Origin of the sequence: Vibrio sp. HI00D65 (genome assembly GCF_001635455.1) — a bacterium.
Taxonomy (GTDB): Bacteria; Pseudomonadota; Gammaproteobacteria; order Enterobacterales; family Vibrionaceae; genus Vibrio.
The window spans coordinates 1-444 of sequence record NZ_LWEH01000393.1 but is presented as its reverse complement, the minus strand read 5'-3'; the positions used below and the strand labels follow the sequence as shown (position 1 = coordinate 444).

General features: G+C 43.2%; 1 protein-coding gene. It reads left to right on the top strand.

From position 1 onward, the window contains the following. Positions 1–365: DUF3450 domain-containing protein (locus tag A3712_RS21480; RefSeq protein WP_157618842.1), on the top strand; the 365-nt coding region annotated here is incomplete at its 5' end. Positions 366–444 lie beyond the last annotated feature (79 nt).

Genomic DNA, 444 nt, shown 5'->3' with positions numbered 1-444 from the left:
AAAAGCTTCAAGCAATGATGACTCGTGCAGACGTAAGTGATGCTGAGAAATACCGCCGTATTCTAGAGGCGTACCAAATTGAGATGGATTATGGCATTAAGCTTGGTGCATACCAAGGTCGCGTAGAACTGGCGAGCGATAAAACGATTGAAGCAGACGTACTGCACTTAGGACGTATCTCTTTAGTTGCTCGTAACTTAAATGGCAGTCAGTACTGGGCTTGGAATCAAACAGCAGCTCAATGGCAAGAAGTTGATTCTTCGATGAAGTCTGAGCTCGATAAAGCGTACGATATTGCTAGTCAACAAGCGGCTCCAAGCTTGATTACTTTACCTGTTTCTTTCACTGTTGCGGAGGTTAAGTAATGAACTTAAAGCCATTAGTAGCATTGCTTTGTATCACGTCTATTTCCTTTTCTGCTTTCTCTGCTTCTGATACAACGGC